This is a genomic window from Albimonas marina (assembly GCF_029223255.1).
Lineage (GTDB): Bacteria > Pseudomonadota > Alphaproteobacteria > Rhodobacterales > Rhodobacteraceae > Albimonas.
Genome location: NZ_JARHUC010000010.1, coordinates 14,043 through 29,517 on the forward strand (window position 1 = coordinate 14,043; position 15,475 = coordinate 29,517).

Annotated in this window: 16 protein-coding genes; all 16 read right to left on the reverse strand. The window is 68.0% G+C overall.

The window, feature by feature from the left end; translation table 11 throughout:
* Position 1 precedes the first annotated feature (1 nt).
* The 16 genes from P2H44_RS22675 to P2H44_RS22750 all read right to left on the reverse strand — a co-directional run bounded on the left by P2H44_RS22675 (position 2) and on the right by P2H44_RS22750 (position 15,470).
* A complete protein-coding gene (locus tag P2H44_RS22675; protein ID WP_275767324.1) occupies positions 2 to 2,224 on the reverse strand; it encodes a phage tail protein in 2,223 nt (740 codons plus the stop codon).
* Entirely contained in the window at positions 2,221 to 2,811 is a 591-nt protein-coding gene (locus tag P2H44_RS22680) for a phage connector family protein (protein ID WP_275767325.1), read from the reverse strand. Before P2H44_RS22680 ends, P2H44_RS22675 begins: the two co-directional genes overlap by 4 nt.
* 62 nt (positions 2,812 to 2,873) lie before the next feature.
* Positions 2,874 to 3,332 (reverse strand): hypothetical protein, encoded by a 459-nt coding sequence (locus P2H44_RS22685; RefSeq protein WP_275767326.1) that lies wholly within the window; start codon positions 3,330 to 3,332, stop codon positions 2,874 to 2,876.
* 67 nt (positions 3,333 to 3,399) lie between these two features.
* Positions 3,400 to 4,317 carry a phage capsid protein gene (locus P2H44_RS22690; RefSeq protein ID WP_275767327.1) on the reverse strand — a complete coding sequence of 306 codons (918 nt, stop codon included), beginning with the start codon at positions 4,315 to 4,317 and terminating at the stop codon, positions 3,400 to 3,402.
* Positions 4,318 to 5,455: 1,138 nt separating this feature from the next.
* Entirely contained in the window at positions 5,456 to 6,067 is a 612-nt protein-coding gene (locus P2H44_RS22695) for a hypothetical protein (protein ID WP_275767328.1), read from the reverse strand.
* Between the two features lie 5 nt (positions 6,068 to 6,072).
* The gene (locus P2H44_RS22700; protein ID WP_275767330.1) at positions 6,073 to 6,882 is read right to left on the reverse strand and encodes a TIGR04255 family protein; all 810 of its coding nucleotides are present in this window, start codon (positions 6,880 to 6,882) and stop codon (positions 6,073 to 6,075) included.
* A gap of 255 nt (positions 6,883 to 7,137) precedes the next feature.
* Entirely contained in the window at positions 7,138 to 7,704 is a 567-nt protein-coding gene (locus tag P2H44_RS22705) for a hypothetical protein (RefSeq protein ID WP_275767332.1), read from the reverse strand.
* Between the two features lie 11 nt (positions 7,705 to 7,715).
* Positions 7,716 to 8,468: a glycoside hydrolase family 108 protein gene (locus P2H44_RS22710; RefSeq protein ID WP_275767334.1), complete on the reverse strand. Its 753-nt coding sequence runs from the start codon at positions 8,466 to 8,468 to the stop codon at positions 7,716 to 7,718.
* Positions 8,469 to 8,535: 67 nt separating this feature from the next.
* Entirely contained in the window at positions 8,536 to 9,609 is a 1,074-nt protein-coding gene (locus P2H44_RS22715; RefSeq protein ID WP_275767335.1) for a hypothetical protein, read from the reverse strand.
* The gene (locus P2H44_RS22720; protein WP_275767336.1) at positions 9,566 to 9,937 is read right to left on the reverse strand and encodes a hypothetical protein; all 372 of its coding nucleotides are present in this window, start codon (positions 9,935 to 9,937) and stop codon (positions 9,566 to 9,568) included. Before P2H44_RS22720 ends, P2H44_RS22715 begins: the two co-directional genes overlap by 44 nt.
* Positions 9,934 to 11,565 (reverse strand): portal protein, encoded by a 1,632-nt coding sequence (locus tag P2H44_RS22725; protein WP_275767337.1) that lies wholly within the window; start codon positions 11,563 to 11,565, stop codon positions 9,934 to 9,936. The genes P2H44_RS22720 and P2H44_RS22725 overlap by 4 nt, the downstream gene beginning before the upstream one ends.
* A gap of 1 nt (position 11,566) precedes the next feature.
* Positions 11,567 to 11,764: a hypothetical protein gene (locus P2H44_RS22730; RefSeq protein ID WP_275767339.1), complete on the reverse strand. Its 198-nt coding sequence runs from the start codon at positions 11,762 to 11,764 to the stop codon at positions 11,567 to 11,569.
* A gap of 2 nt (positions 11,765 to 11,766) precedes the next feature.
* On the reverse strand, positions 11,767 to 12,315 hold the full coding sequence (locus tag P2H44_RS22735) for a hypothetical protein (RefSeq protein ID WP_275767341.1): 549 nt from the start codon (positions 12,313 to 12,315) through the stop codon (positions 11,767 to 11,769).
* Positions 12,315 to 14,000: a hypothetical protein gene (locus P2H44_RS22740; protein ID WP_275767343.1), complete on the reverse strand. Its 1,686-nt coding sequence runs from the start codon at positions 13,998 to 14,000 to the stop codon at positions 12,315 to 12,317. The genes P2H44_RS22735 and P2H44_RS22740 overlap by 1 nt, the downstream gene beginning before the upstream one ends.
* A 319-nt stretch (positions 14,001 to 14,319) precedes the next feature.
* Positions 14,320 to 15,027: a hypothetical protein gene (locus P2H44_RS22745; protein WP_275767344.1), complete on the reverse strand. Its 708-nt coding sequence runs from the start codon at positions 15,025 to 15,027 to the stop codon at positions 14,320 to 14,322.
* Positions 15,024 to 15,470: a hypothetical protein gene (locus tag P2H44_RS22750; RefSeq protein WP_275767346.1), complete on the reverse strand. Its 447-nt coding sequence runs from the start codon at positions 15,468 to 15,470 to the stop codon at positions 15,024 to 15,026. Before P2H44_RS22750 ends, P2H44_RS22745 begins: the two co-directional genes overlap by 4 nt.
* Positions 15,471 to 15,475: the final 5 nt, after the last annotated feature.

The following is a 15,475-nucleotide window of genomic DNA, read 5'->3' on the forward strand; positions in this document are numbered from 1 at the left end:
ATTACTCCTGCGCCTCCACGGTCGGGGTGAGGGCCAGGATCGTGAGGGGGGCGGCGCCGATCGGCTCGATATCGGCGGTCACCTGCGGCGCAAATCCGGTCGAGACGTTCGGCCAGTCCACGCCCGACCAGCCCGTCACCAGCTCGCCGGGGACGTCGCCGCCGCGCCGCTCGATCCAGCTTCCGAGCGTGTCGGCCTTGCCCCACTCGCGCATCACGGAACGGATCTTGTAGCCGGCGGATCGCAGAAGCCGGACGCCGATGCGCGAAAGCTTGACCGGCCGCCCCATCCCGTCGCCCGTGCGCGTCGGGGCGTAGAAGTCGAGCGGCCGCAGGCGCTGGGTCTTGTCCTCGAGGCCGACGAAGGCGCGGTTTACGGCGAAGTCGAGCGCGACCTTCCCGGCCGCGACGACGAACGGTCCGAACTGGCCGTAGTCCGTCCAGACCAGGACCGTCTCGCCTTCGAGGTGGTCAAGCCCTGTCAGCTTGGTCGCCGGCTCCTCGAAAACGAACTCCTTCGCTGCGTAAAGGTGGTTCGCCTCCGCGATCTTCATTTCGCCGGTCAGCAGCCCCCAGAACGGCGAGAGGCGCTCGATATGCCGGCGCGTCTCCCCGCCGATCTCGCGGCGCACGACCAGGCGAACCTCGTCCTCCCCCCCGTCGGGCGCCGCCGTGACCGCGACCTCCTCGACCACGCCGCCGGCGACGGGAACCCTGCACCAGCCTAGGACGTCCTCGTCGGGATCGTAGATCATCGCGACCAGGTCGCCGGACTTGCGCACGATCCACGCAATGGGGAGCGGCGAGGACTGCCAGGCGATGACGTCGAAGCGGTCGGCGCCCAGATGGCGCGCCGGCATGGACAGGACGCGGGGCTTGGTGCCGTCGTCCTGGAGGGAATACCGCAACTCGACGGCGCGGGTCTGGTCGCGGGATATGTAGATCGGCCGGCCGGAGGGCGCGATCGGCTGGACATGGTGCGCGCCCACGGTGGCGACGACGCCGAACGCCGCCGTCTCGGCCGAGACCGTCTCGTCGCCGATCGAGCTCCGCGCGCCGTGAACCTCGCCCGTCGCGCCGATGCTCAGGCCCTTGTCGCTCGAGGCGACCCAGACGATGGCGTTGAGGCCCCGCTGCGCCGCGATGGAATAGGCGAACGCCTGGTCCGCGTTCACCCCTTCCGCGAAATCCAGAATGGTCCCGATCGCGGATCCCCAGACGGTCCGCTGCTCGGTCGGGGTCGCGGCGAAAAACGCCCGCTGGTCGTGCAGGCAGACCGCGGCCGGCCAGCCGTAGAGGTCAGACCAGGCGCCCGGCGCCCACTCCCACGTCCCGGCGCCCACCAGCTCGGACGGGATCCGGTCGACCACCTTCGCCGTCGCCGACGTGCCGGACGCAACGGCGGTGATCTCCACCAGGCCCGTGTTGGTCGAGCGGAATTGCCAGCTCGGGCCGCCCTTGGTGCTGAGGACGGTGCCCTTGTCGTGGGTCGGCGGGGAGACGTTCTTGTCGGCGGTCGCCGCCGCGTCGGCGCAGCGGTAGACGCGCCCGTCGTAACGCACCAGGTCGTCCACCGCGAAGTCGGTGTTGCCCGTCCAGAGGGGCACGTCGGACCAGTCGACCACACGCAGGGCGAAGACGGAACCGATCATGCCGGCGTCGAACACGTCGCCCCCGGTCGCGGTCAGGGTGACCGTGCCGGTTTCTCCATCGGCCTCGACGGTGACGCTCTCGTCGGTGTTCCACGGGCGCAACGGCCCGCCGGTGAAGGGCGCGAGGTCCAGCGTCCAGTCGTCCAGCGCGGTCCGGCTCAGACGCCGCGGGGCCTGGGCGCCGTCGACCATGAAAATCCGGTCCGCGGACTGGATCCATTTCAGGCCCTTCACCTGGGAGAAGGACCAGGGCGTCGCGACCTGGTAGGGCGAGCTCGGTCCCATGACCTGCTCGCCATAGCGCCAGAAGCGGAGCCACCCGGCCGTGAGCTCGAGCAAGACAGCGTCGTCGGTGTTGAACTCGAATTCGACCAGGCGCGCCGGCGCGTCGTCCTTGGTGCGCCCCTCATAGATCGTGCCGGGCGCGCGCGTGACGGCGCCCTCCGGGGTGACGATGAAGCCCCGGCAGGTCTCGGCGCCGGTCTGGACGCGGATGTAGTCGGTCCGGCCGGCCAGCGTCGGCGAAACCTCGCCGGATGCGAAGGAGCGTTGCGGGGGCGCGGACCTGGTCATCGCGTCACCAGGTCCGACCAGTCGCCTTCGTCCACGCCGCCGTCCCACCGCTCGGCCGAAGCCTGGCCGCGATCGGCGCGCATCGCGGCGACCAGGGCGGCCTCGGCCCGCTGCTCGAGCGACGTCGCCCGGTTGGCCGACGTGGCGTAGACGGGCGAGAGGCGGGCCGCGAGGAGGTAGGCGACCGCGTTGCGGAAGTCCGGCGGCAGACGGTTTTCGTTGTCTACCTGGACCGTGACGCGGAGTTTCAGGGGGCCGGGCTCGTCGGCGCACAGCAACAGCTCGGCGTCCCGGCGCCAGCGCGTGAGCTCGGGCCAGACGTTGCGGACCGCAAGGACGCTCGGCGGCAGGACGTAGGCGTGGGGGAGGTCTTCGTCGGCGACCTCCGGCGTCGTCTCCGGCAGGCTGAGAAGCTTGGACGCGAACGACCAGTCGGCCCGGCGCAGGTAGTCGTCGCGCGCGATGGGGAGCTGCTCGGCCGCCGCCCGCGCCTGGTCGCTGTCGTCGCCGAACGACGACAGAGGCGCCATTTCGGCATAGCGGAACGCCTGCTGGGCGATGCGGCTGGCGGCGATGGCTTGCGACACGGGCGCGCCTCGAGCTCGGGGAAGCGGTCAACCGGGGCGGCGCGCGGCCGCCCCGGCGGGGATCACTGGCTGTCGATCCACTCGACCGCGAACGGCATCGAGCCCGCGCTGACGGCCGCCGCCTCGGCGTGGGCGTAGAGGTCGATGATCCCGCCGGGATCCTCGGCCAGCCCCAGCACCTCCCACAGGCGCTTGCCGTGGTTCGCGTCGCCCCAGGCGAAGGGCGTCACCAGGTTCTCGGTGGCCTTGGTCTGGTCGGCGATCTGGTCGGTGGCGGTCAGCGAGCCGATCACCACCTGGGCGAACCCCCAGTTCTCGACGTCGAACACCGTGTCGGGGTGCATGATCGCGTGGGAGGGGACGCTGCAGAGCTTGTAGGTCGACCCGCTGCTGTCGGTGGCGGCGTTGGAGACGGTCCCTACGGCGCAGCGGCGAACGCCCTTGACCTGGAGGGCGTCGGGGACGGCGCCGAGGGTCAGCGGATCGCGGAACAGGTTGGACAGGGTTTTGACGACGGCCATGGGTCAGGCCCTTTCGGATGGTCTGGGGGAGAAGGGGCGGGCCGGGATCAGCGCCCGGCCCGGCCGGTCAGCTCTCCTGGCACTCCACGACGTGCACGCCCGCGTCCTGGATGCGGACGCAGTCCATGTAGGCGTCGACGTGGCAGTAAGGCGTGTTCCGGGCGTGGGTGTCGTTCCACATATCCGGCTTCACGTCCTGCCAGACGCCGAGCTCGACCATGTCCTTGATCCAGACGGGGCAGCTGCGGATCCCCGCCGCCAGGGTCGGCAGGCGGTTGATCTCCACGAACTGGAAGCCCATCAGGCGGGTGACCTTGCCGTTCACGATGTGCGGCTGCTCGAGCATGTTCAGGTTGCTCGAGGCGTTCTCCACGATCCCCAGCAGGTCGTCGTGCTGGTTGGTGGTGATCGCCATGGTGGGCGTCACGCGGTCCAGGTCGTTCTCGTCCAGCCCGAGCCGCTTGCGGGCGGCGCGCAGCTTGGCGATGGTCAGGCCGGCCCCGTCGTGAACGGTGGTCTGGGCGGCGGGGAGCGCCTTGGTCGCGGCACCCGGCGTCTTGCCCTCCGCGATCTTCCCGAGGATCCCGCCCTGGTAGAGCGTGCCGTCCGGGTTGATGCCGAGGATCGTGTCGTCGATGCCGCGCCCGATCGCCTGGGTGTGCGCCATCATCAGCTTGGACGACGGATCCTCGATCATCCGGAACTTGTCGACGCTGTCGAGATACTGGCCGGTCTCGATCGGATCGGGGAAGACGTGCCAGCGCCGGGTCCGGCCGGGGACGTTCTCGATGTTGGAACGCCGGCGGCCGGTGCCGCGCTGGTAGTTGATTTCGCCGATCAGGTCCGCGGCCGTGGCGCCCTCGCCCGAACAGGGCTGCTCGGCCACGAACGGGCGGAGCTTGGAACCGTTCTGCTGCAGGGCCAGCTCGAAGGTCGCGGCGAACGTGGTCTTGTGGTGGGCTTCCACCAGCTGGTCAAAGGACATGGGAAATCCCTACTGGCGACCGATAGCGTGGGGTTGCCGGTAGGGTTGCCCGGAACGCCGGACCCTCCTCGCCATGACGCAGGCGTCTCGCGGCGGTCTGCTCCCGCCGTCAGCCGGACCGCTGGGGGTGCGGTTGCCCGGACTGCCGCCCGCCGAAGCGAGCAACGTAGCGAATCTGCCGAATGGGCCGATTCCGTGTCAATAAGAAATCGTCAAGCCTAGCCCTACTGGAATCGCCCAGTCCTGATCGAGGCATACGCACAGAGACGCACAACCAAATAGTTGATCGCGCCAATCAGTAAAAATGACCCACACACCGACCCCCCGCCACTAACTAACCCATCTCCGTCGCCAAAGTTCGTATTAATTATCTCGAGCATCGACTAACAAGAATTACTCGCCTCAGACCTTGCTAAGCAACTCTCAGATTTCGATAACTTTATTGCGCACCCACTTCGGGCTTCGCCCAAGCGCTAGCAACAACTTCTCCACTAATTAAGGCTTTGGGACAAGTATGACTTATGAGCCCGCCCCTAAATGATTCCGCAGAAAACTCACTTCCATGTTCCTTAATCGCATTGTAAAGCCTTCCGCGTATTATTTGCACTTCATTTCGATCATCTGGAAATATACTTGAAACTATGTCCGCATGAGCCGGTCGAGAATATTGACCCTCACCCACGCGTTCCGCAGGCGTTTCGTAGACACAGAATGCCGAAAATCCCTGAGACCGATCTCGCACATGACGAACCAATACTTCCAGAATAGCCACAATGCCGCAAAACTTATCAGCCACCCCCCCATTCAGACCGCCATGTATTGCATCAGCAGTTCTACATATCTCTTCATCGCCCGCATGGCTGGCTCGAACGGATGATAATCCACCCTTGAGCACATTGCTCAAACCAGCCGATGTGAATGCGCGCCTCCGCTTGAGATCCAACATGTACCTAGAAGTAATAAATAGGATAAGCGGCTCATCGTCGACGATCTGTCCCGGGGACCCCGTTGGACTCGACGCCCACTCACACGCGCACGATGCGGGCAGCGTGGCCGGGGAAGGTCGGGGCTCGGAATTTGCCCAGGCGTCCAAGAGCGCCCTTAAAGCTTCTGCATCTTGCGTCACTGCTACACGTGCCTAAGCTTCGGAAAGCGACCCGCGAACTACTCGGGAAATCGCCTTCAGTCGCACTCGATCTAAAAGCGCGGCATCGCTGCTTTCGACTACCAGCTGACCATTGAGTATAGTATAAAAAACACGCCCCGACTCACAAAAATCAAAAGATGCCAATATAGTTCCATTATCACGGTAGCACTCCAGAAGAACACCCTCGGCATCAAGCAAATCTGCATCCGGCTCAGGCAAATCGCTTGGCCAAAATTCCATAAATGCCGCCGCATCGCGGGCATTTTCTAACAACTTTTTTCCACTCTCAGAGCCTTGAGAACGAAGATGCTCCTCAATTTCGCTAATCTGGCGCAGAGTACTCGCGGACCCGTCTTGCAACACGATCGACCAGTCTTCAGACGGAGCAAACTGCTGCAGGCTACTTGCGGACCGCCATCCCTCAAGCGAGCCAACCGACGACTGGCCACCCAACTGCACCTGTAGACGATGATACATCGTAAGCAGGCGTATAGTATCCTCGGTTAGTTCATCTCGGAGATGGTTAACCCGACTATCCCGCATGACGTCATCGTAGATGGCTGGCCGATCTTCAGCGACCGTCGTCTCACTTAGAACACGCATCACCGCTACTCCGCCCTGTAGTTTGCCAAGTCTAAATTGATTGACTCACGATATTTCTCCTTTAGCGCACGCCCAAACGCATATCCTGATGCAGAATGCAGTGAATTCAAATACTCAAGAATTTCTCTGAAATTAAGTTCATTTTCAGTACTTCTCAGCGAGGCCGATGTATAAATCTTCACAGTTAGGCGCGATTCACCATTCACATCTATAACTTGCACGTCAATATTTCTGTTGATCAGTGTGCGACGCCCGAAAATTGGAGCAAACCAACCCACGTGGGTGTGCCACAAGGCACCTGGCTGGATGGCCTCCGGAGGTATACCTACCGTATCTCTGCATAGTAGTTCGAGCGGATCACCACCTTCGGGTTGCCCGTCGAAGGTGAAGGCATCCCAATACTCAAGCGTAATGCGCTCCGGACCCACAATATCTTCCAATTTATCAAACGCAGCGGAAAAAATCTGCTCCACTCTATAGTAAAGCGACTCCCACCGCCCATACTGTCGCGTAAGATAGCCAAGGCGGGACGAGCGAAATCCCGCTTCCTCGACCACCTCTTCGGCGTCGAGACACTTAAATACGTGGCCTTCATTTCCAGCAACCTGGAGTCTAGCATCAGGAGATAGCATAAGATTCAGCGATTTATCGCTTGGCGGGGACACAGTCTCTACAGTGTCAAATCCAAATGCTTCCGGGTCTTCAAGAATATGTGCCGCTGCGCGTGAAACAACTTTGCGAGGAACAAGCTCATCATATTGAACAATAAGCCGAACCCGGTCTATCGCATGAGTTTCGTGTATCGGAATCCACATACTGCACACCTAGTGATTCGTCCTCCGCGGACGACATTGTCACGCAATTCAGCGCAGCGCATAGATAGATCGCGCGATAGATCGTCGCCAGCATGCGGCGCGTTGGCGTACGAACAGCTGCGTTCCTATGGCGTAGCTCGACCTGTTTGAGACCAGCGTACTGCCCCACTCTCCTGCTTTGCGCTAGTTCACAGACATGCGCTTGTTGAGCTGCAAAAACCTCGCATTGCCCTCGCCCTAGCTCTCTTCTCTAGATCACCGACCCGTCCGGCCCAACCGCTCCAACGCGCCCGTCTTCTCGCGCGACCCTCGACTCGAACCGAACTCGAAATCGAAGGCCGAGCCGATGTTGCGGGCGAACATGCCGCCGATGCCGCTGAGAAAGCCCATCAGCCCGGCGACCTCGGCCTTCGCCTCCGGCGGCGCCCAGATGATCGACGCGGCCCAGACGCCGGCGATGGCGACGATCCCCACGAACGCGGCGATCAGCATCACGTTCGCGCGCACGCCTTCGCCGCCAAGCGCGACGTCGCGGGCGCGGGCGTCGGCGCGGTCGGCGTTGGCGAGCTCGAGCTCGCGGACGTCCAGCTCGGCGAGGCGGACCTGCAGGTCGGCCAGCAGCTGCGGATTGGCCTCGAGGATCTCGGCGACGCGCCGCCCATCGGCAGGCGTGCGGATCTCCTGGCCGGTGACGGCCTCGACAACGGACACGGCGGCCTCGCCCACGGCCGCGCCGCTCGGGCCCATGATGTGACCGAGGAGCGACGGGGCGGCGGACGCGAGGACCGGGGCCAGAGCGGCGGCGATGAGAGGGAGCGGCATCGGGGAGCCTCCTATGCGGCCATAAAACGGTGAAGGGCCAGGGTCGCGCCGGCGGTGGCCGGGCCCCACAAGCCGTCGCTGCGGCCGGGAGAGGGCAGGCCGTGCCTGGCGTTGAGGGCGCGCAGGGCCGTCTGGAACTCGGCCAGGTCGTCGTCGGCCGTGACGGGGACCGCCCTGCCGGGCGCCGGGGCGATCGGCAGCGGCTGCGCGATCCCGCGGGCCATGAACGCGGCGCGGTCGATGACGCCGGTGTCGTCGTCCTGCGCGCCGTCGCGCTGCCCCATCACGCGGCGCGTCCAGCCTCGGCCGAACGTCCTCCACGTCGACAGGCCGTGCATCCACGCGAGGCGCGCCTCGCAGAGGCGGCCGATCAGCCCCTCGATATCGTTCACCCCGCGCACCGCCGCGAGCGTGATGGCGCCGACCTGGCCGTCCTGGGGAACGCCGAGCTCCGCCTGCAGGAACCGAGCCGCGCGCGCCGGGCCGCTGTTCACGGCGAAGTCGAACACGGCGTAGTCGAGCCCGGCGGGGAGCAGGTCGCCCGCCACGGCGGCCCAATACTGCGCCAGGTAGATCGCGCGCACCTCGTCGGCCTCGATCAGGCGGACGGAGCGAGGCGCCAGGCCGTTCGCGATGCGCCAGCCGTCATAGGTGCGCTGGGTCACGCCCTGGTTCGTGGCGCCCCCGGGATCGGCCGGGTGGTTCACGTAGCCGCCTTCGTGCGACAGGACGTTGCCGAGGGCGGTCGGGAATATCTCGCGCATACCGCGCTCCTTGCGAGAGGTGGACGGGGCGAAACCAGCGCCGCCCCGCCGATGCGTCGGGGGCGCCTCAGCTGCCCGAATAGAGCTTGATGAGCTGCAGGCGGCGGGGATTGAGCCGGCGGAGCGCGGCCTGGTCCCCCGCCTTCATGGCCTTGCCATACTCGCCCTCGGGCCCGACGAACCGATCATGCTCGGCCTTCGCCTCGGCCGGCGTCGCGCCGAGCCCGCCGGCGGTGTCGCTGCCGACGAAGCCGTCATCGCCCATCGCCTCGCCGATGGTCGCGAACAGCTTCATGATGCCGGCGTCCCCGACCTTCGGTTTCAGCAGCTGGCCGATGGCGAGGATCTGCTCGTTGTCGAGCTTCGCCTTTTCCCCGAGCGCCTGGGCGGCCCGCTGGGCGAGATTGACCTTCGCCGGATACTGGTCGCCCCACTCCTGCTCGAGCTGCTTGCGCATGGCGGTGGTCGCCTCGGCGAGCTCGTTCGCGACGCCCTGGAACTGCGCCGTCTGCATTTCCGCGAACAGGTTGACGGCTCCCTGCACCTGGCCGGGCGTCATGCCGCTCTCGTAGGCGACTTCGCGAAACCGCCCCTCGAGCCCCTCGTCCCACTCCATGCCCTCGGGGAGCTGCGGCCGCTGGATCTCGTAGCCCTCGGCGGCCTCGGGGATCCCGAACGTCTCGCGGTTCGCCTTCATCCACTCAGCGACCGGCTGGTCCTTGCCGGGACGATCCAGCAAGCTTTCGACCGGCCTCCCGATCTTGCCCTCCGCCAGGCGGTAGCTGCGCAGGGCCCGGACCAGGAGGTCCTCGCTCATGTCCTGGTTCAGGCCCTTGGATTTCAGCCAGGCGCGTTCCTCGCCGGTCAGCAGTCCGTCGCGCTCATGCCAGGGCTTGACGCTTCCGTCGCCTCCCGCGCCGCCCGAGCCGCCCTCGCCGCCAGCACCGCCGCCCGCCGCTCCGCCTTCGCTGCCCGAGCCGGCGCCGCCTTCGCCGCCCGCGCCTCCGCCCGCCGCGCCGCCCTGGCCGCCCTCGCCGCCCGCTCCTGCGCCGCCGTCGCCCCCATCGCCGCCGCCCTCGGGGCCGCGAAACAGCGGGTCAAGCCAGAGGGCCCGGGCCCAAATCGTCATCATGCGTTTCATGCGTGTTCTCCTGCAGCATCAGCTCGCGAAGCTCGAAGGGCGTGACGCCCATCAGGGCGACCAGCTCGAGGGCCAGGTCGCGACGTCCGGCGGCGTGCGCCAGCTCGTTGGGGTCGAGCACGACGGCGCCTGTCCGGCCGTCGCGCGCGGTGGTTTCGTGGACGCCGCCGAGCGCCAGGACGTCGGCCGCGAGGCGCGGATCCGCGACCGCGGCGCGCCCCCAGCGGCGAGCCCGGGCCGATACCGTGCGCCGGATGGTCCGGCGAGCTTCCGCGCCGGGATCGGGGACCAGGTCGGCGAACAGGATCGCCAGTCGATCGAAGATCACGCCGCGCCCTCCATGGCCCCCTGCGCGGCCGCCAGGTCCTTCGCGATGCCTCCGCCCGCCTGGGCGGCCGCGAGGAGCTCCTGGGCCTGCTGCTGCTCGGCCCGCGCCTTGCCCAGCGCGTCGGCCTCCTCGCGCGAGCGCAGCAGCTTCGCCGGCGCGCCGCGGGCCTCGGCGAGGACCTCGACAACGTCGTCTTCCGAGAGGCGGTCCAGCACGCGGGGCTTGATCTGCGCGAGGGGCGTCAGGTCGGCCAGGAGCCGGACGGTCGCCGCGCCCTCGGCCGACTTCGCCGCCATGGCCGCGGCCGACGTGTATTCGACCGTCAGGTCCGCGCCTTCGGCCTCGCGCGGGGGCGGCGGGATCTGGCCGGCCGCGAGGAGGAGCTGGAAGCGCCGGGCGACCTTCGGGGCCAGGAACTCCTCCTGGACGCGGCCCATGTGCGGCGCCATCAGCCGCAGCTTTTCCTCCTGCCGCTCGATGACCTCGGTTGCGGTCATGCCGGTGCGCCCGGCCAGCTGCATCAGCGACCAGTGGAAGGCGTCGCGCACCTCCTCGAGGGCGGCGGCGCGCTGCTCGATCGACAGGGGCACGCCCGAAACCGTGTCCAGCGTCTGCAGCATCTTCCGCCCGGCCGGGTCGACGCCGCCGTAGACCAGCGCGCCCGGCCGGATCCGACCGCGCAGGGGGATCACGTCGCGGTCCGGCGCGAGGAGCGTCGGGTCCGCGGCCCGCTGGGCGGCGCGCAGGTTCGCCTTGTCGGTCAGGTCGAGCCTGCGGGCGGATCCGAGCGCGATCCAGCCGGGCCCGCGGCCGTAGCTCTCGCCCGTCTCGACGTCCCAGCGCGGGAACAGCACCGGCATGTCCGCGAAGCCGGAATGCCGGACGACGGCCGCCGCCTCCTCGGAGACGTGGATCGACGCCCACCGCTTGCCGCGCGCACCGATCAGCCCTTTGCGGAACCCGTCGTTGATGTGGACATGCTGGAAGAACACGAACTTGTCGCGCGAGCCCTTCTCGGCGGCGTCGCGGATGCGCTCGGGCAGGTTGTCGAACCCATAGCGCCGCGCCGCAGCCGAGGCGCTGAGCTTGAAGCGCCGCACCCACTCGTCCACGCGCCCGTATCCGTCGATCGACACGACCAGCTCGGCGAGCGACAGGGTCACGTCGAGGATCCGGCGTTCGCCCGGGGGCTGCTCGTCCATCTGCCCGGCGTTGCCGAACGACGCCACGTCGCCGAACAGGCTCGCGGTCTGCGAATAGAACGGCGAGACGGAGGGGGAGAAGCTCGCCAGGATGATCGACGTGCAGACGTCGAGCCACTCAAGCATGGGCTGGAAGGTCTTAAGCTGAGGATCCGAGGTCCCGAGCTCGAACCAGCGGTTGGCCGGGTTGGTCAGGGTGCCGTAGAGCCCCGACGCGAAATTCGACTGCGCCACGATCGGGGCCGAACTGAACGGCTTTTCGTTCCGCGGGAGGCTCGGGTCCGCGGTGGTGAAGTTGCCCCGCTGCGGACGGATCAGGCGGGCGATCTCCTCCCAATCCTGCTCATGATGGGAGCGGCTACCTTTCAGGTCCGACCATGCGTCCATCGCCGCGACGGCGCGCGGGTCCTTGGTGTCGCCCATCATGTCACGCGGCCCCCAGCTGGCGGTTCGACGGCCGCGACGCGGGGATCCCCGAGGGCGAGGTCAGGATATTGGCCGCGGCGCCCGCCCGCATCTGCTGCATTCGCCGGGCGTAGGCGGCTTCTCGGTTCGCCTCGGGCGACGACGTGCTGGGCACGATCGGCGCGGCGATCGGTTTCGGCGCAGAGTTGAACAGACACATGGTCAGGCTCCGGGGCTGGGGCGGGTGGACAGGGCGTAGAGGTCGAAGTCGGCCCCGCCGGCGGCGAAGCCGACCAGGCGCAGCTCGTGACGGAAGCCGATGGCCCCCAGGAGCGTCCCGGCGGTGGGGTGGTCGGACCAGCTGCGCGCCTCGAGGCGGTGAAACCCCTGCAGGCGCGCCCATGGCGGAAGATCCACGCGCAGGGCGAAGGCCAGCGCACGCAGCTGGGGGCGCCAGCGGTCATGCCGGCGCGCCAGGAGCGCGGCGGAACCGACGCCGCTCGCGATGATCGCGGCGACGCCGAGGATGGCGAAGGGATCTGCGCCCCCCTCGGGCCGATGCGACCAGGCGACGAAGACATGCCCGCCCTCCCCCTGGCGGCGGAGGAACTCGCGCAGCAGGAAGTCGGGGCTCGCGTCTCCGTTCAGCGCGCAACCGGCCTCCCTGCGGTCCTGGGGGTCGAGCTCCTGGAGGACGCGGAGCGCCGGCCCGCACGTCAGGGGGGTCAGGCTCAAGTCGCGCCAGGGGCGCCCGGTCAGAGGCGCCCGCATCACAGAATCCCCCCGTCGCCTGCGCCGCCGTAGGGGTTCGCCAGGTCCCAACCGACCTGCAACCCGGGGCTCCCGCGGTCAGGAGCTCCCCGCCGCGCAGCCGAGCTGGCGCGAGGCGTGAACATGCCGCGCGCCTGCAGGCGGTGCTTGGACAACAGGAGGTAGCCGGCGGCATCCAGCACGTTCGCGACGGGCTTCGACTTGTCGGGGACCTTCCGCTTGTTCCCGCTGTCGTCCACCTTCTCGGTCCAGACGTATTGCGCCTCCATGCCGGCCCGGAAAAACAGCATCGACGGATCGGCCAGGAGCCCGGGCTGCCCTTCGTGCAGGTATTCGAGGGGGGCGCGGATCGCCTCGAGGCGCGGCTGGATGCGGTTGCCGCCGAGAACCTGGGGCCGCACCACCACGCCCGCGGCCTTGCCGAACTCCCGGTTCCACGTCGCGTTTTCCTCGGCCTGGGCGGCGCCCGCCTCGCCGGCCATGTCGCCCCAGGCCTCCTCGATCCGCATTCCGGGGAACCGCTCGTCCATCAGGTCGGCGAACCGCTCGCCGAACGTGTGGGCCAAGAGGTGCTCGGTCGGAAACATGAGCTCGGCGAGGAACCGCCAGCGCAGCGGCCCGAGGTTCTGGGCCACCACCGCGGCCGGCGTGAACCCCTGGTCGAGCCCCACGAGGAGCGGGAGCTCCGGATCCGCCTGGATCCGCTCGGGCGCGACGTGGATCGCGGGGTTGAACTCCCGCTGAAACACCGGCTCGCCCACGCGGATGAAGGTCGGCTTGTTGTCGACAAGCCGCTGGATCATGTCGCCCCGCCCGCGGAGCTTCATGGTCGCCACCTGGCGGCGGTAGTAGCCTTCGCCGAGGTTCGCGAGGTTCTCGGCCCCCGGCTCGCGGGCGCCGGGCTGGCGGTGGAAGGACAGGCGGATCCGCTTCTGCCCCTCGGCGAGCCCCTCGTTGATCTCGCGCTCGAGCCTGGCGAGCTTCGCCGTGTCGGTCCACGAATGCGCCCACTGGTCTTCGCTGGGCGCGTTCATGTCGCCGACGATCTGACCATAGCTCGAGTGCTCGGGCGGGTATCCGGCGAAGTGCGTGCGCGCCGGCGCGCGGTCGATGCGGCCGATCGCGAGCATCAAGACGTCTTCGGGGAGCGTGTCGAACTCGTTGAGCCACGCATCCGTGACCTGGACGCCGCGCATGGCCGCGGCCGGGTCGTCGCCGAAGGCCAGGAACGCCGCCGTCCATTCGATCGAGCCGTGTTCGTCCTCGAAATGCACGGTATGGGTCACGGGATCCCCGCGCCCCCCGGCCCAGGTCCCCAACGCCTTCGGCACGGCCTCGAGATAGGACGGGATCGTGGTCGACCAGAGCTCGCGATACGTGTGGCGGAAGACGCCCAGCGTGTAGCGCCGCACCCTGTCGATCGTGGAGCGCGGCATCATCACCGCCCGCCGGATCCGCGACTGAACGGTGGTCGTCGTCTTGCCCGACCCCACCGGCCCCATGATGATGTTCACGTCCGCATCATCGAAAAAGAACGCTTGCGCCACCGGGCCGGGGAACGTCACATGGCCCGCAGAGGGCATCGGCCCGGTCGCGCCCCCGGGGATCTCCCGAACCGCCTCCGCAGCCCCCATGCCCTCGAGCTCGGCGGCCTTCTCCGCCCCGATCCCCCCTTGCCCGGTCATCGCTTCCCCCCGACCCCGGGGCGATCCCCCAGGTTTCGCGCCATGTCGCGACCCGCGGGGTTGCCTGGATGGCTGCACGGGGTCGGACGGAGGGGCATGGACCCTGCGCGCGGCCGCGCCCCCCCGGGGGCGCCCGCGGGCGGGCGCGCCTCGCGCGCGCGAGGGGGGGCGGGGGGGCGCGCGATCGCCTGGGCGGCCGGGCGGGCACGACCAGGCGCGAGCGCGAGGCCGCAGGCGTCCGACGCCCGATGATTTTCAATCAGCGGGTTGGCTTCGGATTTGCCTTTGCAGATCAGAGACTTGGCGAAAGCGTCCGACGTCATGCGTCGCCCTCCGGATCTTCGCCATCCGCAAGCCCTTGATTTCGCAGGACATGAGCCGGGAGCGGCGGCGGCGCGAAGTCGGACGGTCCGACCGGCTCGGCGCGGCCCTCGACCAGCTGCGCGGCGTCGCCCGGCTGGCCCTGGGCGGCGCCCGGCAGGTTGATGACCGTGACCGGCGGGGCGGTGCTGGTGTCCGGCGTGACCTTCGCCAGTCCGTAGGGCAGGAGCGCCTCGTTCGCGGCGCGCTGCTCGCGCCAGAACGTGAGGGCGAGCTCGAGGCGCTGGCCCGTCGTCGCCCCGGTCTGCTTGCCGTCGGCCCCAACCGTGGGGCGCGCGCCCTCCTCGGCCCATGCCAGGAGCGCCTCGGCCCGCGCCATGGCGAGCTCGAGCGGATCCCGGCCGCGCTGGTCGAGCCCGGCCAGCTTCGCCAGCACCTGCTCGGGCTGCTGGAAGCCCTGGGCGGCGAGCCAGCGGCGGAGCTCCGGCCGCTTCGCCCGGTTCCGCGCGCCCGCCGGGCGGCCGGGCCCGCGCGGACCCTCGCCCTGGGCGGCGACGGGCGCACGGTCTCCCGCGTTCTGCGCCTGGTCGCCGGCGGCGGGGGCCAGGAGGGACAGCTGCTCGGCCGTCTCGCGCCCCTTCGCCACCCGCTCGGCGGCGGTCTTGGCCGTTGCCTGGGCACGGCCGGTCTTCTTCCCGCCGCTCATGCCGATTTTCCCGCTTTTTTAAATGGTTTCAGCGGGTTGCGAGCATTCTGAAACCGTGCAACCACCCGGTTGCGGCCCGGTTTCAGGCTGGTTTCAGCGGTTTTCCCTTTCTTATCAGATACATATATCTCTTCTGAAACCGTGAAACCGAAATTGCACGCGCGCGCGTAGGCGCGCACGCCTGCGCCTCGCGGGCGTGCGGGAGTCGATTTTCGGTTGCACGGTTTCAGATTGGCCGGAAACCCTTGGAACAGATGGGAAATCACCTGCAACCGGGCTGCAACCGGCCCGCAACCGCCCCCGAACCCGGTTTCAGCTGCGATCCCCGCCGAAGGCACAACCGAGGGGCGATCAATCGCCCTGCGCCGATGCGGGTCAAGGCATCCGACCATGGGTCCGGGTGCGGGCGCAAGCGGTTCTCGATGGGCGCGGGTGCGTCTCATGGGCC